The 21,842-nt window shown below is 64.8% G+C and carries 20 protein-coding genes and 1 pseudogene; 9 read left to right on the forward strand and 12 right to left on the reverse strand.

The window, feature by feature from the left end:
• Positions 1–12 precede the first annotated feature (12 nt).
• Both BLU54_RS18565 and BLU54_RS18570 read left to right on the forward strand, forming a co-directional pair.
• On the forward strand, positions 13–585 hold the full coding sequence (locus BLU54_RS18565) for a helix-turn-helix domain-containing protein (protein ID WP_170845217.1): 573 nt from the start codon (positions 13–15) through the stop codon (positions 583–585).
• A 159-nt stretch (positions 586–744) separates the two neighbouring features.
• Positions 745–1,407, forward strand: coding sequence for a glutathione S-transferase family protein (locus BLU54_RS18570; RefSeq protein WP_091911814.1), 663 nt, complete (start codon positions 745–747; stop codon positions 1,405–1,407).
• Between the two features lie 168 nt (positions 1,408–1,575).
• On the opposite strand, the gene BLU54_RS18575 is transcribed toward BLU54_RS18570, so the two are convergent.
• Positions 1,576–2,526 (reverse strand): AraC family transcriptional regulator, encoded by a 951-nt coding sequence (locus BLU54_RS18575; RefSeq protein WP_091911727.1) that lies wholly within the window; start codon positions 2,524–2,526, stop codon positions 1,576–1,578.
• A gap of 155 nt (positions 2,527–2,681) precedes the next feature.
• Here BLU54_RS18575 and BLU54_RS18580 point away from each other — a divergent pair, with 155 nt between their 5' ends.
• Positions 2,682–3,467 carry an SDR family NAD(P)-dependent oxidoreductase gene (locus tag BLU54_RS18580; protein WP_091911729.1) on the forward strand — a complete coding sequence of 262 codons (786 nt, stop codon included), beginning with the start codon at positions 2,682–2,684 and terminating at the stop codon, positions 3,465–3,467.
• Between the two features lie 133 nt (positions 3,468–3,600).
• On the opposite strand, the gene BLU54_RS18585 is transcribed toward BLU54_RS18580, so the two are convergent.
• From BLU54_RS18585 to BLU54_RS18610, 6 genes are all read right to left on the reverse strand, one after another.
• The gene (locus tag BLU54_RS18585) at positions 3,601–5,811 is read right to left on the reverse strand and encodes a TonB-dependent receptor (RefSeq protein ID WP_091911731.1); all 2,211 of its coding nucleotides are present in this window, start codon (positions 5,809–5,811) and stop codon (positions 3,601–3,603) included.
• A 642-nt stretch (positions 5,812–6,453) separates the two neighbouring features.
• Positions 6,454–6,855, reverse strand: coding sequence for a RidA family protein (locus BLU54_RS18590; RefSeq protein WP_091911733.1), 402 nt, complete (start codon positions 6,853–6,855; stop codon positions 6,454–6,456).
• The gene (locus BLU54_RS18595) at positions 6,845–7,999 is read right to left on the reverse strand and encodes a DSD1 family PLP-dependent enzyme (protein WP_091911735.1); all 1,155 of its coding nucleotides are present in this window, start codon (positions 7,997–7,999) and stop codon (positions 6,845–6,847) included. Before BLU54_RS18595 ends, BLU54_RS18590 begins: the two co-directional genes overlap by 11 nt.
• Entirely contained in the window at positions 7,996–8,676 is a 681-nt protein-coding gene (locus BLU54_RS18600; protein ID WP_091911737.1) for an HAD family hydrolase, read from the reverse strand. The genes BLU54_RS18595 and BLU54_RS18600 overlap by 4 nt, the downstream gene beginning before the upstream one ends.
• Positions 8,677–8,832: 156 nt before the next feature.
• Complete coding sequence (locus tag BLU54_RS18605) at positions 8,833–9,738, reverse strand: LysR family transcriptional regulator (RefSeq protein ID WP_091911739.1); 906 nt, start codon at positions 9,736–9,738, stop codon at positions 8,833–8,835.
• Positions 9,739–9,860: 122 nt separating this feature from the next.
• Positions 9,861–10,769, reverse strand: coding sequence for a LysR substrate-binding domain-containing protein (locus tag BLU54_RS18610; RefSeq protein WP_091911742.1), 909 nt, complete (start codon positions 10,767–10,769; stop codon positions 9,861–9,863).
• A gap of 170 nt (positions 10,770–10,939) precedes the next feature.
• Between BLU54_RS18610 and BLU54_RS18615 the strand changes: the two genes are divergently transcribed.
• The 4 genes from BLU54_RS18615 to BLU54_RS18630 all read left to right on the forward strand — a co-directional run bounded on the left by BLU54_RS18615 (position 10,940) and on the right by BLU54_RS18630 (position 15,111).
• Entirely contained in the window at positions 10,940–11,833 is an 894-nt protein-coding gene (locus tag BLU54_RS18615) for a transketolase (RefSeq protein WP_091911744.1), read from the forward strand.
• On the forward strand, positions 11,830–12,831 hold the full coding sequence (locus tag BLU54_RS18620; protein WP_091911747.1) for a transketolase family protein: 1,002 nt from the start codon (positions 11,830–11,832) through the stop codon (positions 12,829–12,831). The genes BLU54_RS18615 and BLU54_RS18620 overlap by 4 nt, the downstream gene beginning before the upstream one ends.
• Positions 12,832–12,843: 12 nt before the next feature.
• Complete coding sequence (locus BLU54_RS18625) at positions 12,844–13,689, forward strand: NAD(P)-dependent oxidoreductase (RefSeq protein ID WP_091911749.1); 846 nt, start codon at positions 12,844–12,846, stop codon at positions 13,687–13,689.
• Positions 13,690–13,803: 114 nt separating this feature from the next.
• Positions 13,804–15,111: an MFS transporter gene (locus BLU54_RS18630; RefSeq protein ID WP_170845218.1), complete on the forward strand. Its 1,308-nt coding sequence runs from the start codon at positions 13,804–13,806 to the stop codon at positions 15,109–15,111.
• A 219-nt stretch (positions 15,112–15,330) separates the two neighbouring features.
• Here BLU54_RS18630 and BLU54_RS18635 read toward each other — a convergent pair whose 3' ends face one another.
• Positions 15,331–16,071 carry a TetR/AcrR family transcriptional regulator gene (locus BLU54_RS18635; RefSeq protein WP_211435379.1) on the reverse strand — a complete coding sequence of 247 codons (741 nt, stop codon included), beginning with the start codon at positions 16,069–16,071 and terminating at the stop codon, positions 15,331–15,333.
• Between BLU54_RS18635 and BLU54_RS18640 the strand changes: the two genes are divergently transcribed.
• Complete coding sequence (locus BLU54_RS18640) at positions 16,070–16,801, forward strand: SDR family NAD(P)-dependent oxidoreductase (RefSeq protein WP_091911753.1); 732 nt, start codon at positions 16,070–16,072, stop codon at positions 16,799–16,801. The two genes, BLU54_RS18635 and BLU54_RS18640, sit on opposite strands and share 2 nt — an antisense overlap.
• A 259-nt stretch (positions 16,802–17,060) precedes the next feature.
• On the opposite strand, the gene BLU54_RS18645 is transcribed toward BLU54_RS18640, so the two are convergent.
• A complete protein-coding gene (locus tag BLU54_RS18645; RefSeq protein ID WP_091911755.1) occupies positions 17,061–17,678 on the reverse strand; it encodes a TetR/AcrR family transcriptional regulator in 618 nt (205 codons plus the stop codon).
• Positions 17,679–17,839: 161 nt separating this feature from the next.
• Between BLU54_RS18645 and BLU54_RS18650 the strand changes: the two genes are divergently transcribed.
• Entirely contained in the window at positions 17,840–18,958 is a 1,119-nt protein-coding gene (locus tag BLU54_RS18650) for an MBL fold metallo-hydrolase (protein WP_091911757.1), read from the forward strand.
• 105 nt (positions 18,959–19,063) lie between these two features.
• On the opposite strand, the gene BLU54_RS18655 is transcribed toward BLU54_RS18650, so the two are convergent.
• The 3 genes and pseudogenes from BLU54_RS18655 to BLU54_RS18665 all read right to left on the reverse strand — a co-directional run.
• Entirely contained in the window at positions 19,064–19,639 is a 576-nt protein-coding gene (locus BLU54_RS18655) for a DNA-3-methyladenine glycosylase I (protein ID WP_091911760.1), read from the reverse strand.
• A gap of 63 nt (positions 19,640–19,702) precedes the next feature.
• Positions 19,703–20,275: a TetR/AcrR family transcriptional regulator gene (locus tag BLU54_RS18660; RefSeq protein WP_091911763.1), complete on the reverse strand. Its 573-nt coding sequence runs from the start codon at positions 20,273–20,275 to the stop codon at positions 19,703–19,705.
• A gap of 246 nt (positions 20,276–20,521) precedes the next feature.
• A pseudogene (locus tag BLU54_RS18665) lies at positions 20,522–21,478 on the reverse strand (LysR family transcriptional regulator); the annotation flags it as partial.
• Positions 21,479–21,842 lie beyond the last annotated feature (364 nt).

Consider the following 21,842-nt stretch of genomic DNA (forward strand, 5'->3'; position numbering starts at 1 on the left):
CGCGGTGAAGAGATGGCGCCACCCGAGACAGCGCAACGTCCCGCCGGCGAGGTGGCGCGCGCAATGCGCTTGCGGCGCGGCCTGACGCTCGATCAGTTGGCGAGCGACGCGGGCCTCTCGAAGGGCCATCTTTCCCGTTTCGAACGGGGCGAAAAGACCGTGTCATTGGCCGCACTGATGCGCGTCGCGCAAGCGCTCGACACCTCGGTGGCGACGCTGCTGGGCGAGCAGACCGACCGCAGCGTGCTGCACACGGTGCGCACCGAGCAACGACACTTCCGTAGCGACGGCGACGGCGGTTATGCATACGCGCCGCTGAGCCGGGCCAACGGTGGCGACGGTCCGACCGCCCTGCTGTTGCGGTTGACCGCCGATGCCGTCGTGCGCGAAGCGGCCTTCCATCCGGGCGACGAAATCTTCTTCGTTCTGAGTGGCGCAATCGAGATCGAACTGGCGGACCACTCGCTGATCCTGCGCGAAGGCGACTATGCTCAGTTTCCCGGATTGGTCAGACATCGGATCCGCAGCGTCGGTGCGGACGCCCAGGTCCTGATCGTGGTCACCGGGCACGAGCCGGCCGGTTGAACGTCAGCCACGGCCTGAGCGGCACGCGACGCGAAGTTGCAGCGGTGCAGTGATGAGGTGACGAAGTGGCGAAGCGAGAAAGTGACGATTGGGCCGCATTCGTTGTTACGATGACGGCCCTTGCATGCCACGCATACGCAACGCGGAGCGCACACCACGATGTCCTACCTTCTCTATTACAGTCCGAGCACCGCGAGCATGCCGGTGCACTGGATGTTGCTTGAACTGGGCGTGCCCTTCGAAGCCAGGCTCATCGACTTCGCCACCGGCGCGCAGCGTTCGGCAGATTACCTTCGCCTCAATCCCGCGGGGCGCGTGCCGACGCTGGTCGTCGACGGCGTGCCGCGCGGCGAGTCGGCTGCGTTGCTGATGCTGCTCGCCGAACGCCACCCTGAAGCGGGCCTTGCGCCGGCGCCCGGCAGTGCCGCGCGTCCGGTATGGCTCGAAACGATGGTCTTTCTGGCGAATTCCGTGCTGCCGGCAATGCGCGGCTGGTTCTACGCCGACAAGGATGGCGACCCGGCCGGCGCCGATGCCGTCAGGGATTTCGCGCGGCGTCAGATCGAATCCGGCATGCAGCGGCTCGACGACCGCCTGAGCGATGGACGACAGTATTTGCTTGGCGAACAACTGAGCACGGCCGACCTGCTTGCCCTGGTGCTGATGCGCTGGACGCGCCACATGCCGCGGCCCGCGACTTCCTGGCCGAATCTCGCAATCTACATCAAGCGCTTGCGACAGCGGCCGGCGTTCGTCGAGGTCAACGCGCGCGAGGGACTGAGCGACTGGCTGAACGACGACCCCACCGCACCGCCCGCATGAATTCGCCTGGCATCGACTGAGATGGACGCGGCCGGGCAGCCGGCTGGCAGCCCAAACCACCGCGCATTACGCATTACGCATTACGCATTACGCATTACGCATTACGCATTACGCATTACGCATTACGCAGCAAACGGGCTCGCGCAGTCGGTGCAACGAGGGCGCAGGCTAGGCGGCGCGCCGCTCCCCGCCATGCTCGGCGGAACGCGGGTCGCCGGCGGGTGGGCGGACCGCGGCGGAGAGCGCGTCCCCGCGCGTGTCGCGCTTCGGCGATGCGCCGAACATACGCGAGTACTCGCGGCTGAATTGGGACGCGCTCTCGTAGCCGACGCCGAACGCCGCCGACTCGACGCTCACGCCGTCGGCAATCATGAGCCGGCGCGCTTCCAACAGCCGCAATTGCTTCTGGTATTGCAGCGGCGTCTGGCCGGTCAATGCCTTGAAGCGGCGATGCAACACGGACGGGCTCATGCGCGCAACGGCTGCCAGTGCTTCCAGCCGCACGGTTTCAGCGAAGCGTTCCCGCACATGATGAACGGCGGCGATCACGCGTTGCGATGCGCCTTCGGCGTGACTGATGCGAACGAGCTTGGCGCCGTCCGGCCCGGCCAACAGCCAGTAGCAGATTTCCCGCACGAGCATCGGAAAGAGGATCGACAGCGCATCCGGCGTATCGAGCAAACGGACCACGCGGATAGCGCAGTCGGTCAGCGGACCCGCGATATCGACCACGAACGCGCTGCGTTCGCTGCCATCGTTGGGCATCGGTGGTACCTCCATCTCCTCGATCAAGCTGCGCATGATCGCCAGGTCCAGCTCGATGGCCAGGACCAGGCACGGACTGTCCGGGCTGGCTTCCACCACGCGCCCGACCGAGGGCGTGGCGACCCCGACCACCAGCGCTTCGCCTGCCCGGTAGACCAGACGTCCCTCCCCGAAGGTCGCCCACTTCGCGCCCTGCGCGACGATACATATCGAGGGCTTCGAGAACAGATGCGTCGGCGGCTTCGGATGATCCGACCGCAGGATGCCGATCTCCCCGGCCACCGTTCGGATCACGCTGACCGCGGGGCGGGACTGCGTATAGCGCATCAGGACCTGCGCCAACGTTTCGGCCATGACGGTGCTCCACTGTGGACTGGCTTTCCGACTATAAGCGAACGCGCGCAAGAATAGGCAAGAATAGGCAAGAATCCGCGCGTTTCGCCCATTCACCGCGATGGCTCGAGGTCGGCAGAATGCCACCTCATACCAGCCACAGGGAAGCCAACACCATGGAAAACACGCAAGCGCCCGTGTCGCAGATCGCACCCCGGATCGCACTCGTCACCGGGGGCAGCCGCGGCATCGGGCGCAATACCGTGCTGTGTCTCGCAAAACGCGGCGTTCGCTCGATCTTCACCTATCGCGCCAACCGTGCGGCAGCGGACAACACAGCGGCGCTTGCCGCGCAGGCCGGTGCCCCAGCGATCGCCCTCCCGCTCGATACCGGCGACGCGAGTACCTTCGACCGCTTTGCAGACAGCGTCCGCGCGGTCCTCGCCCAGACAGGGGCGGATCGTTTCGATTATCTGGTCAACAACGCCGGCATCGCTTCGACGGCCACACTCGAAAACGGCACGGCGGCAGAACTGGACCGGCAATTCGCCGTGCATTTCAAGGGCGTGTTTCTGCTCACGCAAACGCTGCTGCCGTTGATCAACGACGGCGGCCGCATCGTCAACGTGTCGTCGGGGCTTGCCAGAGTCGCGATGAACGGCCGCGCGATTTACGGCCCGATGAAGGCGGCGGTCGAGGCGCTGACGCGCTACATGGCGTTGGAACTGGGTGCCCGACGCATCGCGGTGAACGTCGTGGCACCCGGCGCAATCGCGACGGATTTCAGCGGCGGCGTCGTGCGAGACAATCCGGAGGTGAACAAGTTGGTCGCCTCGCACACGGCCCTGGGTCGCGCGGGCCTGCCCGAAGACGTCGGCCCGGTGATTGCGGGCCTGCTCTCCGACGAGTTCGGGTGGGTCAATGCGCAGCGTATCGAAGTGGCCGGCGGCATGCAGATCTAAGCCGCCAGAACGCGCGCCGGGACTGCGGTGCGCCTGTGCCGAACGCGAGCGCTGGAACGAAGCACCCGCGCGTCCCTCGACACAACGCCGCCGGGCGAGAGCCAGCCTCGCCCGCTCAAGCGCCGCGTTCGTCTCAGAAATCGAACTGCGCGGACAGGAACACGGTGCGCGGCGCCGCCGTCGTCAGGTACGTACCCTGTTGCAGCCAGTAGCGGCTGCCGAACAGGTTCTCGACGTTGGCGCGGAACACCACGTTCTTGTCGAAGATCCGCGTGCGATAACGTGCGCCGATGTCATAGCGCGTCCACGACGGGATGCGGAACTCGGCGGCCCCATCGTAGTATTGCGAGCCGTTGTGGATGATGCGGCCGTTGAGGCTTAGACCGGTCGCCCACGGCAGATCGTATTCGGCGCCCAGGTTGAACGCGTAGGACGGCACGTTCGTCGCATGATCGCCATAGGCGCTGCCGTCGCTGACATCACGCAGTTTCGCGTCGTAGAAGGTGGCGCTCGCCATCACACGGACGCGATCGATGACGTTGCCGTAGGCCGCCAATTCCAGGCCGCGCACGCGCTTCTGGCCTTCCTGACCGTAGATGTTGGTGACTGCGTTCGTCACGTAGTTCGGCTGCGCGATCTGGAATACCGAGACGGTGGTCATCACCCGTCCCCAATCCGCCTTCACGCCCGCCTCGTACTGGTTCGACTTGTACGGTGCGAAAGCCTGATTCGGATTCGCCGCGTACGACGGCGCGCTGCCGCCATCGGTCAGCCCCGACGTGAAGTTGCCATACACGGAGACATTGGACACCGGCTTGAACACGATGCCGGCGAGCGGGGAGATCGCGCTCTTCGAATAGCTCGACGTGCGATCGCCCGAGGTCGGATCGTAATTGTCCGAGCCGATGGTCTGGTGACGGAAGCCACCGGTCACCAGCAGCCGGCCATTCCAGAAAGACAGCGTATCGACCAATTGCTCGCTGAACAGCCGCAGATGGCTGTTGCGCTGGGCATCACCGCGCGCAACCGATACAGCCGGCAGCGGCGACGGGTTGTAGATGCTCGACGCCGCCGTCGTGTCCGACAGCGCATAGAAATACCCTTGCTCCTGGTTCAGCGAGGTCACGCCCGCCACCAGCGTATGCTTGACGCCAAAGGTGTCGAAGTGGAATCGGGCGCCGACGTCGGCACTGCGCGTCCGGTTGTACGCGTCGTAGTAACCGTTGTAGACGTCGAAGTTGCCCGCATTGTCGACGCCGCTGGTGTACGGGAAGTTCTGCTTCGACGTGCCGTAGTGCTCGCCGGCGGCGCCGTACACCGTCACGTACTCATTGAAGTCGTATTCGAGCCTTGTCATCGCGGCCGTGTCGCGCAGCTTCAGTTTCGTGCCGGGGTACAGATTGCTGTAGGCCGACGGCGCGCTTGGCAATGCAGTGGCCGCACCGAAACCGATCTGCGAGCGGAACTCGTCGGTGTTGTCCGAGCTGTTGTACGCGTCGAACGACCAGCGCAGCTTCTGTCCGCGGTAATCCAGCGCGATCGAACCGTCGCCCTGGCTCTGGTTGCCGTGCGCGATCCCCGTCTGTCCATCCTTGTACATGCCGTTGACGCGAATGCCCCATTGGCCCTGGTCGCCGAAACGACGGCCAACATCGACCTCGGCACCGAATTGCCCCTTCGATTGGTAGAGGGCGGTCAGGCGGGTCAGCGGCACGTCGTCGGCGCGCTTCGTGACGATGTTGATCGCGCCGCCGATGCTGCCGGATGGCCCCATCCCGTACATCAGCGAACCCGGGCCCTGCAGCACCTCGATACGCTCAAACAGGTTGACCGGCATGCGCGCCGCCGAGACCATGCCGTACAGGCCATTGAGCGCGACATCGCTGGACGACACGTCGAAGCCCCGGATCTGGAATGCGTCGCCGAAGCCGCCGCTGCTTTGCTCCGTACGAACCGATGCGTTGTTGATGACAACGTCGCCGAGCGTGCGCGCCTGCGTGTCCTGAATGAATTCTTCCGTGTAATTAGTGGTGCTGAAAGGCTGGTCGATTACCTTCGCCGTACCCAGAATACCGATGCTGCCGCCGCGCGCCACTTGCCCCCCGGCGTATGGTGCGGTCGTCGTGTCCTGCAGACTGCTCGCGCCAACCGACACTGCCGGCAGCGCATCGGTATCCGCCTGGACGTCGGCGCTCGTGCCTCGCGCGCTGCCCGTTGAAACCTTGCCCGCCTGCGCATAGGCGAGACCCGGCAGCGCGGCAGCGGCCAAAGTGCCGATCAGCAAACGCTGCACGGCGCGCGACACAGGAGTTCGCTTGATCATCTTCGAGGGTTGCATGTCCATTCAGGTCTAATAATTATTGCCGCGGCAAGAAAGGCGGATCGTGACGCGGCGAGTGAGGCCAAGTTTGAAAAATGAGAATTATTATCGATTCGCAACACTGTCTCAAGTGATTGCGGCTTGCCGCGCACGTTGTGGCGCAAACGCTGCATCCCGCGTCTTGCTCGTTCACGAATTGTTTGGAAGCGTGCGCTTCTTGCACCGGAATGGGGCGTCTTTGTGCCGCGCGGCGCATCGTGTGGACAGTGCTCTCGGTGCAGGCGCGACGCATTGCAGCGTTGGCGTCCCGCCGGACTTCCCAGCGTAAGGCGGCGATAGGCTCAAACGAACTGAGATGGCGCTGCGCCGACCGTAATGATTCAGTAAGGAATCGAAACGAGATGGTCGTGCGCTGGCCCGACGTGGGCGGCCAACGGCTGACTCGCACCCGTGATCTTGCGCACACGGCAAGCGGGGTCCTTGGCGGTCGACAGCGCGAGGGCCAATCGCGCACGATCGCAATCCGCAGATCATCACATGTGAAGCGTCGCCAGCCACGCGTCTCGCAGCTCTGGAAAACCTTCGATACTTTGGCATGTAGCGGCAGGTGGAGCCCCCCTCGCCACCTGCCGCTACATTCCCCTACATGTCCATACATGCCGACGATCAACGCACCGCCACCGCTTCGATCTCGATCTTCAATCCGAAGTGCAATGGCCCCGTCGGCACGACCGCCCTGGACGGTTTCGCACTGCCGGCCCAACGCGCATAGATTTCGTCGAACATCGGCCAATTCGCAATGTCGTCGAGATAGACGCGCACCTGCACCAGCCGATCGATTCCGCTGCCCGCTGCGTCCAGCGCGTGCTGCAAATTGCCTAGCACTTGCGCCACCTGCTGTGGGAAAGCGCTTTCGGCAAGTCGCACGCCGTCGGCGGTAATCGGCAACTGCCCCGAGATGAACACGAAACCGTTGGCCACCGTAACGTGGCTGTAGTGTCCGCCCGGCCCCGACAGGCCCGCTACCGCCGGGTGAGCGGGCAATTGCGGTGGCGCGTCACCAGCCATGAAACCGCCCCCAAGTCGCGACTTCGCCGTTCGCGTCCACCGCATGGTATGCGGGGAATTGCGCGCCTGTGGCGCAAGCGTGATTCGGCAGGATGCGCAGCTTGCTGCCGATCGGAAAACGCCGTTCCAGGTCTTCCGAAGAGCCGGCACCGGCTTCCGCGCCGACGCCGCCCGTCCTGGCGACGATGCCGTGCTCCTGGTTGGCAGCGATCAGCGCATAGCCGTCCATTACCGTGCCGTCGCTCGAGACCGGCAGTCCATAGCCAAAATCTCGGGCCTGCTTCGCCGTACCGCGGTCGCGGCTCATCGCCATCCAACCGGCATCGACGATCACCCAGCCCTTCTCCGGTTGATGACCGATGACCGTCGTGAGTACGCTGAGCGCGATGTCGTCGATCGCGCAGACGCCGACGTTGTGCATGACCAGGTCGAAAAAGGCATAAACGCCGGCCCGGACCTCCGTGACGCCTGCCAGATGCGTCGCCATCAACGCGGTCGGCGTCGATCCGACGCTCACGTTCTCGCACGGCACGCCGGCTTCACGCAGCCGCTGCGCCGCGCGCACGCAGCCGGCGCGCTCCTGCTCGGCCAGCGCCGTCAGCGCCTCGGGCGTGTTCAGGTCGTAGCTGGATCCCGCGTGGGTCAGCACGCCGCCAACCGTCACGCCACCGGCCGCGAGGGTCCGGCCGACTTCCAGCAAGGTAGCGGCCTCGGGTGTAATGCCAGACCGATGGCCGTCGGTGTCGACCTCGATCCAGACCTCCAGCGGTTCGGCGGCAGTCTGACGGAATGCGACGATGCCTGCCGCAGCGTTGACATTGTCGACGACGAGTTTCAGCCGACAGCCTTTCTCGATAAGCGCCATGGCCCGCGGCAGCTTGCTGGGCACCACGCTGACCGCATAGAGAATGTCGGTGATTCCCGCGGCGAAGAAGGCTTCCGCTTCCTTCAATGTCGAAACGGTGATGCCCTGGGCGCCGGCGCGGCACTGCGCCTGCACCACGTCGAGACATTTGCTAGTCTTCACATGCGGGCGGAAGCGCACGCCCAGCGCATTCATGCGCCGCTGCATCGCATCGATGTTCCGCTTCAGGCGAGCGATGTCAACGAGCGCGGCAGGCGTGTCCAGTGAGTCGAGCATCATGATGTTGTCCGGCTTGGGAGGTGGCTGGCACCAAAGCCGCGGGCCCACGGCAGCAGCGCGTCGAGGCTAGCGGATTCCATGGCGGGCGCGTCGGCACCCGCGACTTTCGGCAGGCCGACCCGGTTGTGCCAATACGTTTTGAGACCGACTACGGCGGTGCCGAACAGGTCGTAGCTCGACCCCGCCACGAACGCCGCTTCGCACGGCTCGACGCCCAGCTTGTCCAGCGCGAGTCGGTATGGCGACGGATGCGGTTTATAGAAGCCCGCCTGTTCCGCGGTCACCACCACGTCCCAATTGACTGGAAGGCTCGCGGCCGCCAGATTGCCGAGCCGGCTCGAACAGTTCGTGACCACCGCCAACCTGCAGTGAGGCTGCAAGTGCTGCAACGCGCTTAGCGCGCCCTCCCAAGGACGGAGGCGCGACCAGTTCGCCTCCAGCGCCTTCGGCGCATCCGGCGACCGACCAACGTGCTGCGCCGCCCGCCTGACCAGCGCCTCGTACTCGACGTACGCCCCGCAGCCGTACGTCAGGCGCAGATACTCGGCGCGCCACGCCCGCCCGTGTGCCTCCGACCCGGCCGACGTATTCCACAACGTCCAGGAGTCGAGCAACCCGGTCAGCAGGTCGAAAAGGATGGCCTTCGGATAGCGGGGCGCAGGTATCGGCGTTTCCATGGCAGCGGCCTCGCCGGCCGTCGTTTGAACAGTAAGCCGATTATAGGTTTGCGACGGCATCTAGCGGTTAAGCGTGGCTGATCCAATGATTCAATTGGACTTAACAACGACGCTTCGAGCGTCTGCGACACGGCGAAACCATGCCCGTTGCGCTGCTCAGACACGCCAGGGCGGCAGCGGCTTGAAACGCATCTGCAGAAACTGCATGAAGTCGCGGGTCCTGCGCGGCAAACCCGCGCGATCGCGGGTCAGCGCGATGACGTTGGCATCCGGGCTCTTCCAGGTCGGCAGCAGCCGGACCAACGCGCCTTGCCGTATGTCGTCCGCGACGTCCCACTCCGAACGCAGCATGACGCCCCGCCCCTCGCACGCCCAACGGCGGATCACGTCGCCGTCATTGCAACTCAGCTTGGATGCGACCCTGACGCTGCGGCTGATCCGACCTTTACCGAAATGCCAGAGCGACACATCCTCATTGTTCTCGCGCAGTACGATGCACGGCAGCGCGGCCAGATCGTCCGGCGACGACGGATTGCCAAAGCGCCTGACGAATGCCGGCGAGGCACAGACGAATCTTGAATTGGGTGCAATCGCGTGCCCGATCAAGCTGGAAGAACGCAATTCGCCGATGTGCACCACCACATCGAAGCGGTCCGCCGTTTCGGTCAACGGTTGATCGGACAGCGTCAACGCGACATCGACCTCCGGGTTGTCACGCTGGAAATCCGCAATCACCGGTGCGAGATGGCGGCGGCCGAAGCCCAGCGGCGCATTGACCTTCAACGTGCCGACCAGGCCGCCGTGGCGCAAATGGATGTCCTCGACCAGCGCATCGAACTGGCGAACCAGTTCCGCCCCGCGCCGACACAGCAAGGCGCCCTCCTCGGTGAAAACCAGCTTGCGCGCAGTACGTTCGACGAGTCGCGTCGCCAGCCGCCGCTCCATCTGCTGCAGTCGCTGCGACACCGCCGAAGGCGTCAGGCCCAGCATACGGGCCGCGCCGGCCAGACTGCCGCTTTGTTCGATCGCGAGGAGGAAACGGATATCGGCTGAATCGGTCATCTGCGCATCGTCGGTTGCTCGTGGCTGAGGCGATAGCCTACTCGATCGGCAGCGCCGTCTGCGCCGCCGGCTCGCTGGCATCCGCGCAGGGCTTGGCGACGCACGATGGACGCGGCGTCCGCTCAGGAGAGTGCCGGGCTCGCTTTCTCGTGATCGTTCCCCAGCGCCTGCAAAAGCCACGCCTTGAAGGTCTCGAACGCTTCATGGCGATGCTGCCGGCGCGGATGGACGAGGTAGTGTCCGACGTATTCGACCTCGCGTGTGGACCCGGCCAGCGGCCGGACCAACTCGCCGCGCCGCAGTTCGCGCTCCGATAGCAGCGTCGACTCCAGCACCACCCCCAGACCGTCCACCGCCGCGGCGATCGCCATCGAACTGCGGTCGAAACGCAAGCCGTAATGCGTCGGGGGCGGAAGCTGGTTGGCCTCGAACCACCCCTTCCATTGATACATCTGCACCTCGCATTGGATCAGCGGCAAGTGGTACAGGTCCTCCGGCTTGCGAATGTGTTCGGCCAGCGCTGGCGTACAGAGCGGCGCAAGTCCCTCGCGGGCCAGCGGAATGCGCTCGTGCGGCGACGGCTTCGGCTCGCCGTAAACGATATCGAGATCGAAGTCGTCATCGAAGCGTGCGTACTCGGTGCTGGCCGAGAAGCGCAGATCGATGCTCGGGTGGTCACGGACGAAATCGGCCAGCCGCGGCAGCAGCCACTGGGTCGCGAAGCTGGGCGCGGTATGCAGGCGCAGCGGCGTGCGCGCCTCACTGGTCAGCAGCGCCAGGCCCCGGTCGATTTCCTCCATGCCGCGCTGAATGTGCTCGATCAGCATCGCGCCCTCGCGTGTCAGACGCACTTCTCGCGTGCTCCGCTGGAATAGTCGCTGGCCCAGCAGAATTTCCAGCTTGCGAACAGAGTGGCTGACCGCGCTCGGCGAAAGGCTCAGTTCACGCGCCGCATCGGCAAACGAAAGCAGGCGGCCTGCGGCCTCGTAAACCCGGATATACGAAAGCGGAACCTTGCGAAAGTCGTTCATCGGCGGCACTCGTGAACTGGATTCATGATCTGTTGCAAACTTTTCTTTTGTCAGCGGCGTTTTCACGAGCATACATTACCCTCACCCGTCCTCGCAGGCCCCGATTGCTGAACCGGAGACAAGTAAGGCGATCAGCGTGGCGAGGCCTCCCGTCGTCAGCAGGAACCACCATGACAACAATCACAGAGACCGAGCCGTCAGTCGGCTTGAAGTCGACGCAACTCGCGAAACTGGCCGACCACGCCTATCGCATCCGCCGCTTTGCGCTTCGCATGGGCGAGGTGCAGGGTCAGGGCTATATCGGCCAGGCGCTTGGCTTGGCCGACGCGCTGGCTGTCGCCTGGTGCCACGCAATGAATATCCGACCCGGTGAACCGGAGTGGGAAGGCCGCGACCGCTTTCTGCTCTCGCACGGTCACTACGCGATCGCGCTCTACGCGGCATTGATCGAGGCAGGCGTCATCCCCGAGGCGGAACTCGAAACCTACGGTTCGGATGACAGCCGTCTGCCGATGTCGGGCATGGCGACCTACACGCCCGGCATGGAAATTTCGGGCGGTTCGCTGGGCCAGGGGCTGACCATTGCTGTCGGCATGGCGCTGGCTTTGCGGCTGAAGGGCAACCCCGCGTTCGTCTACAACTCGATGTCGGACGGCGAACTCGACGAGGGTGCAACCTGGGAGGCGGCGTTGTCGGCCGCGCATCACGGGCTCGGCAACCTGATCACATTGGTCGACATCAACCGGCAGCAGGCTGACGGTCCGTCGCACGACGTGCTGAACTTCGAGCCGCTGGCCGACAAATGGACGTCGTTTGGCTGGCACGTCGAGCGCGTGAATGGCAACGATCTGCCTGCGTTGGTCGAAGCGTTCGACCGCGCGCGTGCACTGAAGGCAGCGCAGCCACGCGTCATCCTGCTCGACACGCTGATGGGCAGCGGAGTGCCGTTCCTCGAAGCGCGCGAGAAAAATCACTTCATCCGTGTCGACAGCGAGGAATGGCAGCAGGCCATCGCGATACTCGACCGCAATCACCGGCAAGCGCAACAAGGAGACGTGGCATGAGCGCGGTCATCGACAAGAAGCCCCGCCTGACAACGTCCGCGATGATCGCCTCGATCGCCGCGGAAGGACAGAAGACGCGCCCGGCCCCTTTCGGCCACGCGTTGGTCGCCGAGGCGGAGAAGCGTCAGAACATCGTCGGCATGACCGCCGATCTGTCGAAGTACACCGACCTGCACATCTTCGGCCAGGCGTTTCCCGAGCGGCATTTCCAGATGGGCATGGCCGAGCAGCTGCTGATCGGCGCCGCGGGCGGCATGGCGAAGGAAGGTTTCATCCCGTTCGCGACCACCTACGCGGTTTTTGCGACGCGCCGCGCTTACGACTTCATCCATCAGATCGTCGCGGAAGAGCACCTGAACGTGAAGATCTGCGCCGCGCTGCCCGGGCTGACGACCGGCTATGGTCCGAGCCATCAAGCCACCGAAGACCTGGCGTTGATGCGTGCGATTCCCGGCATGACGGTCGTCGACCCGTGCGATGCGCTCGACACCGAACAGGCCGTCGCCGCGATCGCCGCGCACGATGGTCCGGTGTACATGCGGCTGCTGCGCGGCAAGGTGCCCGCCGTGCTCGACGACTACGACTACACGTTCGAACTGGGCAAGGCAAAGCTGCTGCGCGATGGCCGCGACGTGCTGATCGTGTCGTCGGGCATCATGACCATGCGCGCGCTCGAGGCCGCGCAGGCGCTCGATGACGGCAGCGCAAGTGTCGGCGTGCTGCATGTCCCGACCATCAAGCCGCTGGACGAGGCCACCATCGTCGAACAATGCCGCAAGGACGGCCGGCTCGTGATCGTCGCCGAAAATCACAGCGTGATCGGTGGTCTCGGCGACGCAGTGGCCAGCGCATTGCTGCGCCACCGCGTCATGCCCGAGTTCCGCCAGGTCGCGCTACCCGACCAGTTCCTCGACGCGGGTGCGTTGCCGACGCTGCACGAACGCTATGGCATCTCGACGGCAGCGATCGTCGAGCGCATCAAGCATTGGCTCAAGTAGGAGGAGCGCGACATGAAAGTGACATTCATCGGCATCGGCGCCATCGGCCTGCCAATGGCCCTGCAGGTCAAGGGAGCTGGCCATGAGGTGACCGGTGTCGACCTTGCCAGCAGCGCGCGCCAACTGGCGCAGGATAGCGGCCTGGCCGCGGTCGACAGTTTTGCCGCGGCATCCGACGCGGACGTGGTCGTCGCGATGGTCGCGACACCGCAGCAACTCGCGTCGCTGGTCGACAGCCTCGGCACCAAGCTGGACGGCCAGACCTGGGTGCTGATGTCGACCCTTGGCCCGGACGCCGTGCGCGAACAGGGCCAGCGGCTGGCCGCAGCGGGGGCACGCGTCGTCGATGCACCGGTCACCGGCGGCACCGCCCGCGCGAAGACCGGCGCGCTCGTCATCTTCGCGGCCGGCGCCGATGCGGAGATCCGTACCGTGCGCCCGGTGCTGGAGGCGATGGGCAGCGTCCGCGTCGTCGGCACGGCGCTTGGCGACGGTCAGGCGATCAAGGTCGTCAACCAGCATCTGTGCTCCGTGCATATCGTGGCGGCCGCGGAAGCGCTCAGCCTGGCGCGCTCGCTCGGCCTCGACCCCGCCGCCGTCCTGGAACTCGTCGAAAAAGGCGCGGCCGGCTCGTGGATGCTGTCCGACCGCGGCCCACGCATGCTGCAAGGCACCGACGTCAATGTAACGAGCGCGATCAATATCTTCGTCAAGGACAGCGACCTGGTTGCCGCCGCTGCCCGCGCCTGCGGCGCCGATGTGCCGCTGCTGGCCATCGCCAACGCGCGTTACCACGAGGCAGCCGATGCCGGGCTTGGCCTGCGCGACGACAGCCGCGTGATCGAGACCTGGGACTGAGCGCACGCGTTCCCGTCCTTCCTCACGTGGCAAGCGCTCGGCGAAGCGCGACACGCCTCGGCCACCGCTGCAGGACGGCGGTGGCCGCCCGCAGCAATGGAGACAACACACACCATGAATAAAAGCAGTGAAGGCCGCGCGGTCAAAGTCGCGGTCGCGTCGATGATCGGCTCGGCAGTGGAAAGCTACGACTTCTTCATCTACGGCACGGCCGCCGCCGCCTGGTTCGGCAAGATCTTCTTCCACACCACCGAGCCCATCGTCGGTATTCTCGCGTCGTTCGCGACGCTCGCAATCGGCTTTCTGATGCGCCCGTTCGGCGGTTATCTCGCCGGACACTATGGCGACCGTCTCGGCCGCAAGGCAGTCCTGTTCTGGTCGCTCGTCGCGATGGGCGGCGCCACCGTGCTGATCGGCGCATTGCCGACCTACGCACAGGCTGGCGTGCTCGCGCCGATCATGTTGATCCTGTTGCGCATGGTGCAAGGTATCGGCTTCGGCGCTGAATGGGGCGGCGCGGTGTTGATGGCGTGCGAGCATGCGCCGGAAAACCGCCGTGGCTTCTTCGGCGCAGTACCGCAACTGGGCATTCCACTGGGCCTGCTGCTGGCCAATGGCGCCTTCCTGCTGTCGGGCGCGTTCCTCGAAGGCGACTGGGTCTGGCGCACGCCGTTCCTGCTCTCGTTCGTGATGGTGGCGATCGGTATCTTCATCCGGATGAGCGTTTCGGAGTCGCCCGAATTCGAAGCGGTGAAAGCCGAGAACAAGGTCGTGGCGCAGCCTGCCCTCGAAGTGATCCGCAGCGACTGGCGCAGCATCGTGAAAATCATTGGGCTGCGCATGGCTGAAACTGGCGGCTACTACATCACTACCAGCTTCATGCTGTCCTACGTGGCGCTCGCGCATGTCTCCACGACGAAGCACATCCTCTGGGGAACGCTGATCGGCTCCGCGATCGGCCTGGTGAGCCACCTGATCTATGGCGCACTGAGCGACCGCATCGGTCGCCGCCCCGTGTTCATGCTCGGCGCGCTGTTCACGATCGCGTTTGGCGTGCCGATGTTCATGCTCATCAACACCGGCGCGGTGATCATGGTGATCGTCGCGGTGGCCCTGTCGTTGCTGTTCAGCCACGATCCGATCTTTGCCGTCGAGGCCAGCTGGTTCTCCGAACAGTTCCCGGCCAACGTGCGTTCGTCCGGCATCTCGCTGGGCTACAACGGCGCCTCGGTCATCGCGGGCTTGCTGCCGATCATCGCCACCGCGATCTACGGCGCGTTCGGCTGGCTTGGGCCGGCGCTGATGTTCTCGGCGCTTGGCGTGGTGTCGGCTTGGTGTGCACTGCGCATGAAGGAAACCGCGCCCGCCGTGGTCGGCCGCAAGAACGCACAGGCGGCCGCCTCGCGTCGCTTCGCTGGCTGACGCGCAGACCCCGGGCGCCTGGGAGGCTCGACAACCGTTGGTGGCGGCCGGCCGCGCGAAGCCGGCGGTCGCTTCCTCCCCGCTTCCTCCCCGCTTCCTCCCCGCTTCCTCCCCGCGTCCGCTCCCCGCGTCCCCTCCCTTCGCGATCATCGGATCGCGATTGACGGGGCCGCCGACGTACCAAGCGCGCGCCCCGCTCACGCGGTACTGGACGACCGCTCAGTCGGCGCTCGCGGCCGCTGCAGGCACGCTCCGTCGGGTCACCCGGACGGTTTCCAGATAAGCGAGGCACATCACGCTCAGCTGCGCATGCAGCGCGCGGCCTTCCGCATCGGAAAGCGCCCGCTCGAAGATGTTGCGCACCGTGCCGAAGATGGTCGTCAGCAACATCAGATTGACCGTCGGCAGGTCGTCGAAGGCGGCATCGCACGCACTGGCGAACATCGCCTCGGTGGCGGCGTCGACGCGACGGCTAAACGCCGCGAGCAAGGCGGTGTTGTCGAGTTCCGCCACCGATCGGTACAGCACGCGCGTCACCTCGGCGCGCTCCGTCTTCGCCCGCCAATAGGTCGTAACCAGCGCTTCCACCATCTGCGCGAGCGGCGCGCCCCGCTGCGCCTCGCATGCGGACGCCACCTTGTCCGCCAGCACGTCCAGATAGCGTTCGTTCAGCCCATAGAACAACGCCTCCTTGTGCGGGAAGTATTGGTACAGCGTGCCGACCGACACGCCGGCGCGCTCCGCAACATGCGTGGTGGTCAGACGCACCGGACCATCGACGAGCAAAACCTGAATGGTTGCCTCGAAAATCGCGTCGACGGTCGCCATCGAACGCGCCTGACGCGACTTCCTGCGGGGTATCAGCCGTTCCGGCGGCGCCACGCTCATAAGCGAATTCTCAAGCGGCACATGGGCTTGTATCTTGTTCGTATCGAAATCAACCTTGCACGAGCGTTTCATGACCCACGGCAACCGCATCGCACTCGTTACCGGCGCGAACAAAGGCATCGGCCTCGAAATTGCCCGCCAACTCGCACAGGCCGGCGTCCTCGTCCTGATCGGCGCACGCGACGCTGCACGTGCGCAGACCGCGGTACGGCACCTCGCATCGGACGGCTTGGCGGTGCAGCCCGTCATCATCGATCTCGTCGACCATGCCAGCATCGCCGCCGCCGCGGCGGCCATCCGCGCCGCTCACGGCCGACTGGACATCCTCGTCAACAATGCCGGCATCGTCGACAAGGATGATGGCGCGCCCACGGTCGCCTCGCCCGACGCGGTCCGGCGCATTCTCGAAACCAACTTCATCGGCACGCTGGCGGTGACCCAGGCGATGCTCCCCCTGCTGCGCCAGTCCGCCTTCGCCCGGATCGTGAATCTGTCCAGCTCGCTCGGCTCGCTGGCGCTGAACGGCGATCCCGAGTCGCCCTATTACGCCGCGCGTTTGATCGGCTACAACGCGTCGAAGGCCGCGGTCAACATGCTGACCGTGCAGCTTGCCGAGGAGTTGAAGGACACATCGATCGTCGTCAATTCCGTCAGCCCCGGCTATGTGAGAACCGATTTGACGGGGCACAACGGTGCGATGTCCGCCGAGGAAGGCGCACGCCTGCCAGTCGAATATGCGCTGCTCGGCGCCGACGCCGTCTCCGGGCGTTTCGTCGAACCGAATGGCGCGACGCCTTGGTGAACGATTGAAGCGATGAAGTACAGAGGAAGCGGCGGTGCCGCGCTGTCCGCTCGGTTCGGCAGGCCATGCGGCATCGAACGTTCTCGCCGCGCTACGGCGATGCGCCGTCCCGCGTGACTCTGCGACGTACGGCATGCTCGCCACGACAGCGCACCCCACGCTACGCACAACGTTCCAGTGCCGCCGCCATCCCGCGAGACGCACGCCACGACGTCGCAGACCATGCATGCACCGTGCAAGCGGAAGCACGTTGCTCAGGCTAGGCAGCATACCGGGCGAGAAACAGGTCGACCGCCCCTTCCAGCACGCGTCGTTGCTCGGTCTCGCTCAGCGGCGGCTGTCCCATCGCGATTTGCGGCCAGAACGCGAAGCCTTTGATCAGGCTTTCCAACTGCAACGCGGCGAACAGCGGGTCGCCGGTTTCTATTCGTCCGTCCGCTGCGGCGTCTCGTACCCATACGGCAACGCCCGCCTCGCGTTTGCCCAACTGCTCGACGATGGTACGCGCCAGATCGGGGGAAAGCGCGCCCGCGGCGATCGCCACGCGCGCGAGATCCTGAAATTCCGGCTCGTGCAGCAGCCTCATCTTCGCGTCGAGCAACGCGAGCAACTGCAATCGCAACGGTTCGTCGGCGCGATAGGGCTTGTCGAAGCCTGCCTCGCTCGTTTGCATCAGGCCGTCGAGAATCGCCGTGAACAGCGCTTCCTTGCTAACGAAGTGGTTGTACACGGTGCGCTTCGACACGCCTGCACGGGCAGCGATCCGGTCCATGCTGGTCGCTTCGTAACCGTCGCTACGAAACTCCGCAATAGCCGCCTGAAGGATTGCAGCACGTTTGCGATCGGTCAGGCGAAGGGGCGTGTCGGGCGAGTCCATGTCTCGATTTTACACCGTCAAGTTTACTTTCCCACCGTCACAAACTACACTGCACGGTATAGTTTTCGTTGCTCGCGATTCGGGCGTCCGGTGGCGGCGCATCTCGTGGCACCGCAAGACGGTCTTACACCGTCATACATGGCGATAACGGAGGGGTTTCAATGGGCGCATGCCTGTCTTTTTGCAGACGGACAGATCGAGCGGGCGCGCGGCGTGCCGACTCCCCGCAGTTCGACGGGCGACGCTTCCGCAATCGCACTGCACGGCCGTCGCTCGGCGCAACCGGCTTTGCGCGCTTGTTGTGGGACTTCATGTTTCACAAATCCGCCATGTCCGTCCCGAAAACCGCGTTGCAGATAATGCGGTTGACACGTGCCGATCTGATCGCCGCGCCCGAGCGCAGTCTGTTTCGACTCGGACACTCGACCGTCCTGTTGAAGTTGCGTAGCGGCTTCTGGATCACGGACCCAGTGTTCGCGGAACGCGCTTCCCCATTCCGATCGATGGGACCACGGCGCTTTCATGCCCCGCCGATCTCGCTCGATGAGCTGCCCCCGTTGAAGGGCGTGATCCTGTCGCACGATCACTACGACCATCTCGATCGCGACGCCGTCGCCGCGCTTGCGGGCAAGACAGATGTATTCCTGGCGCCGTTGGGCGTCGGGGACCGCCTGTTGGCCTGGGGCGTGCCGCCCGCCAAGGTGCGTCAGTTCGACTGGTGGCAACAGACCGAGATCGAAGGGTTACGGCTGGCACTCACGCCGTCGCAACACTTCTCCGGCCGCGGCGTGCTCGACGGCGATACGACGCTGTGGGCGTCGTGGGTGCTGATCGAGCCGCCGGGCCCATCCGGCGAATCCGAATTCCGACTCTTCTTCAGCGGCGACTCCGGCTACTTCGAGGGCTTCAAGGAGATTGGCCGCCGTTTCGGACCGTTCGACGTGACACTTGTCGAGAACGGCGCGTACAACGAGCGCTGGCGTTTCGTGCACATGGTGCCGGAAGAGACTTTGCAGGCGCATCTCGATCTGCGCGGGCGTCGGCTGATGCCGATCCACAACGGCACCTTCGATCTCGCCATGCACGCGTGGAACGAACCGCTGGAACGGATCACTGCACTGGCTGCCGAACACGGCGTCTCTTTGCTGACACCGCGCATTGGCGAGCGCGTCGATCTGTCGGAACCGGCAGCGACGCTGCCGTGGTGGCGTAACGACGAAACCACGCAGGCAGCGCCTGGCTCCGTCGGCACGCGCGCGGACCGGCCACAAACGCGCTAATGCACCCGGCTTTCACAGGCCAGGGCATGGCGAGGCGTTGCGCTGCAAGCGGCGCGACCAAGCCGCCGGCGCCGTTTCGCACCACATCGTCTTGAAACGATCCGCTCAGTTCCGCCGGGCAGCCAACGCAGAGACCGGCGCACAACGAAAGCATGTTGCCGCGTGGTCGTTGAGCAGGCCGACTGCCTGCATCCAGGCATAGACGATCGTCGGTCCGACGAACTTGAAACCGCGCCGCTTGAGGTCTTTGGAGACCGTCACTGACAGCGCCGACTGGCTTGCGGTGCCCTCGCCCCTCAGCGGCTTGCCAGCAACGAAGGACCAACAGTAATCCGAGAAATCGTCGCCGCCTGCCTGCATCTCATTGAAGATCCGGGCGCCGCGTATGGTGGCCTCGATCTTTGCGCGCGAGCGCACGATGCCGGTATCGGCGAGCAAGCGTTCGACATCGCCAGCCCCGAACCTGGCCACCTTCCTTGGATCGAAGCCTTCGAACGCGGCGCGGAATGCGGCGCGCTTGTGCAAGATGACCTGCCACGAGAGTCCGGCCTGGAAGCCCTCGAGCATCAGGTTTTCCCAAAGCGTGCGAGCGTCGCGTTGCGGCACGCCCCATTCGGTATCGTGATACTCCCGCATCAGCGGATCGTTTTGCGCCCAGGCGCAACGCGAATGTGCATCCATCCCATCTCCTGCTGGAAGTGCCGCGACGCCGGCGCCCGACGCGCGACGCCCGACACGCGATGGCTAGGCGTGCCGTTCGCCGCAATAGCCGCGGGCCAGTTGATCCGCCACCGAAGTCAGGATCTGGTCCGACAACGCGCGGTCGGAAACTGCTCGGGACAAACTGATCGCACCGATCCAGGCGCTCAGTTGCAAGGTCGCCAGCGCCACGCGCCGCTCGGGCGCCGCTTCGTCGACGAGATCCGCCAGCCGTTGCAGCGTCTGCTTGACGAAGTCGGTGTACACCTGACGAGTCGCATCGTCACACCGAGCGACATCGTTGACCAGGGTAGCCAACGGACAGCCACTGCCCGGATCGTCGCGATGGGAGTCGGCAAGGTAGCGGCGCATCGCATCCTCGAGCGCCGTCGCCGATTTACCGCAGGCTTCCGGTTCCGAGCACGCGTCGGCCAGGGCCTGCGCAACCAGTTCATCGCGCGAGTCAAAGTGACGATAGAACGCACCGACCGTCAGGCCCGACTCCTTCATCACCTCGGCCAGTCCGACACGATCGATGCCGCGTTCTCGAAACAGGCGAGACGCCGTGTCCACGATGCGTTTGCGCGATTCCTGTTTTTCCGCCTGCGAATGTCCCATGATCCCTCTTGCGTCGCCTCGATGCCGACCCTGGCGCGCGCGACGCCGCGCGCATGGCGATTTTCTCAGAAATACCCGGTTGGGTACCGCCTTGGCATGCCTCGCGATCCTTTCCGAAAATTACAGCGCGCCGAGGACTTCCGACGCCCGCTCCGCACCGGCTGCCAGCACCGGTGCCTGCGCAGTGGGCGCGAAAACGGCCGGCACGGCCTTCTCCGTCGCGCCGCGCGCCAGCTCCTGCAACGGACGTTCCGCTTCGCCGGCGGTCACCGGACAATATCCTTCCTCGATGGTCCCGGACGACAGCAGCGGGCAGCGTTCGAAAAATGTTGCCAGCCATTCCACGAACACGCGGATCTTCGGCGCCAGGTGGCGGTTGTGCGGATACACCACGGAGATCGGTTTTGGTCTCGGGCGCCACTCCGGCATCACTTCGACCAATTGTCCCGTCTGCATGTACGGCATCAGCATATAGGTGAATGCCTGCACCAAACCCATGCCCTGCACCGCGCACATGACCGAAGCGTCAGCGTCGTTCACTGCCAGCGCACCAGGCACGCGCACCTCCTCGGTCCGCTTGCCGTTGACGAAATTCATGTCGTAGAGCCGGCCGCTCCGCGTCGAAAAGTACTGAATCGCGTGGTGACGCTGCAGGTCATCCGGCTCCTGCGGCACGCCGTACGTCGCCAGATAGCTCGGGCTGGCCACGGTAATCTTGTGCAGCGAACTCAGGCGACGGGCCACCAGGCTCGAGTCCTCCAGCGCGCCGATCCGGATCGCACAGTCGACGCCATCCTCGATCAGGTCGACCGGGCGATCGCTGAAGCCGAACATCAGTTCGATATCCGGATATTGCTGGCGGAACTCGTCGATCTTGGGCAATACCAGGCAGCGGCCAACCGACGTCGGCATATCGATGCGCAATTTACCTCTCGGCCCCTTGCCACGGTGCGCGACGGCGGCTTCGCTCTCGTCCACTTCGGCGAGGATGCGCACGCAGCGCTCGTAGTAGTCCGCGCCTTCCGCGGTCAAATTGAGACGGCGCGTGGTTCGCTGCAACAGACGCACATTGAGATGCGCCTCCAGGTTCTTGATGATGGTGGTGGCCGATGCCGCCGGCAGATTCAGCGAGTCCGCGGCACGCGAAAAACTCTTCATCTCGACAACACGGGTGAAGACCTGCATTCCCAGTAGGCGGTCCATCCGGTTCCCCTTCGGTCAGCGTTGCATGGTTCAAAACGGCAATGTGCCGGCGCGACGCTCGTCCAGCGAGCCGCCGCAGACCCGGCCTGCGGAGCGCGAGCGCCGGGGCGAGCCGCGCGGCGCACAAGTCGCTGCGACGCACGTCGATTGCCTCACGCGGCGCTCAGTTTGCGACTAGTGAGCGTCCAATCAGCGACGCGTTATTGACACACCGGCGGTCCGATTATTCGTCGGGCTTGAAAACTGTTCTGGATTATAACCATTTATCAGAAATGCCGGCACGCGCACACTTCGGTCCAGATCGAATGGACCAATGTCCACCTGCCACTTCCGCGAGGACCCTTCCATCGCGCCACTGCCTAGC

This window comes from Chitinasiproducens palmae (assembly GCF_900095735.1).
Taxonomy (GTDB): domain Bacteria; phylum Pseudomonadota; class Gammaproteobacteria; order Burkholderiales; family Burkholderiaceae; genus Chitinasiproducens; species Chitinasiproducens palmae.

Bases quoted from the DNA above. Each gene is read 5' to 3' on its own strand.
- BLU54_RS18565 (WP_170845217.1), top strand. From the start codon at position 13: ATGGCGCCACCCGAGACAGCGCAACGTCCCGCCGGCGAGGTGGCGCGC.
- BLU54_RS18570 (WP_091911814.1), top strand. From the start codon at position 745: ATGTCCTACCTTCTCTATTACAGTCCGAGCACCGCGAGCATGCCGGTG.
- BLU54_RS18575 (WP_091911727.1), bottom strand. From the start codon at position 2,526: ATGGCCGAAACGTTGGCGCAGGTCCTGATGCGCTATACGCAGTCCCGC.
- BLU54_RS18580 (WP_091911729.1), top strand. From the start codon at position 2,682: ATGGAAAACACGCAAGCGCCCGTGTCGCAGATCGCACCCCGGATCGCA.
- BLU54_RS18585 (WP_091911731.1), bottom strand. From the start codon at position 5,811: ATGGACATGCAACCCTCGAAGATGATCAAGCGAACTCCTGTGTCGCGC.
- BLU54_RS18590 (WP_091911733.1), bottom strand. From the start codon at position 6,855: ATGGCTGGTGACGCGCCACCGCAATTGCCCGCTCACCCGGCGGTAGCG.
- BLU54_RS18595 (WP_091911735.1), bottom strand. From the start codon at position 7,999: ATGATGCTCGACTCACTGGACACGCCTGCCGCGCTCGTTGACATCGCT.
- BLU54_RS18600 (WP_091911737.1), bottom strand. From the start codon at position 8,676: ATGGAAACGCCGATACCTGCGCCCCGCTATCCGAAGGCCATCCTTTTC.
- BLU54_RS18605 (WP_091911739.1), bottom strand. From the start codon at position 9,738: ATGACCGATTCAGCCGATATCCGTTTCCTCCTCGCGATCGAACAAAGC.
- BLU54_RS18610 (WP_091911742.1), bottom strand. From the start codon at position 10,769: ATGAACGACTTTCGCAAGGTTCCGCTTTCGTATATCCGGGTTTACGAG.
- BLU54_RS18615 (WP_091911744.1), top strand. From the start codon at position 10,940: ATGACAACAATCACAGAGACCGAGCCGTCAGTCGGCTTGAAGTCGACG.
- BLU54_RS18620 (WP_091911747.1), top strand. From the start codon at position 11,830: ATGAGCGCGGTCATCGACAAGAAGCCCCGCCTGACAACGTCCGCGATG.
- BLU54_RS18625 (WP_091911749.1), top strand. From the start codon at position 12,844: ATGAAAGTGACATTCATCGGCATCGGCGCCATCGGCCTGCCAATGGCC.
- BLU54_RS18630 (WP_170845218.1), top strand. From the start codon at position 13,804: ATGAATAAAAGCAGTGAAGGCCGCGCGGTCAAAGTCGCGGTCGCGTCG.
- BLU54_RS18640 (WP_091911753.1), top strand. From the start codon at position 16,070: ATGACCCACGGCAACCGCATCGCACTCGTTACCGGCGCGAACAAAGGC.
- BLU54_RS18635 (WP_211435379.1), bottom strand. From the start codon at position 16,071: ATGAAACGCTCGTGCAAGGTTGATTTCGATACGAACAAGATACAAGCC.
- BLU54_RS18645 (WP_091911755.1), bottom strand. From the start codon at position 17,678: ATGGACTCGCCCGACACGCCCCTTCGCCTGACCGATCGCAAACGTGCT.
- BLU54_RS18650 (WP_091911757.1), top strand. From the start codon at position 17,840: ATGGGCGCATGCCTGTCTTTTTGCAGACGGACAGATCGAGCGGGCGCG.
- BLU54_RS18655 (WP_091911760.1), bottom strand. From the start codon at position 19,639: ATGGATGCACATTCGCGTTGCGCCTGGGCGCAAAACGATCCGCTGATG.
- BLU54_RS18660 (WP_091911763.1), bottom strand. From the start codon at position 20,275: ATGGGACATTCGCAGGCGGAAAAACAGGAATCGCGCAAACGCATCGTG.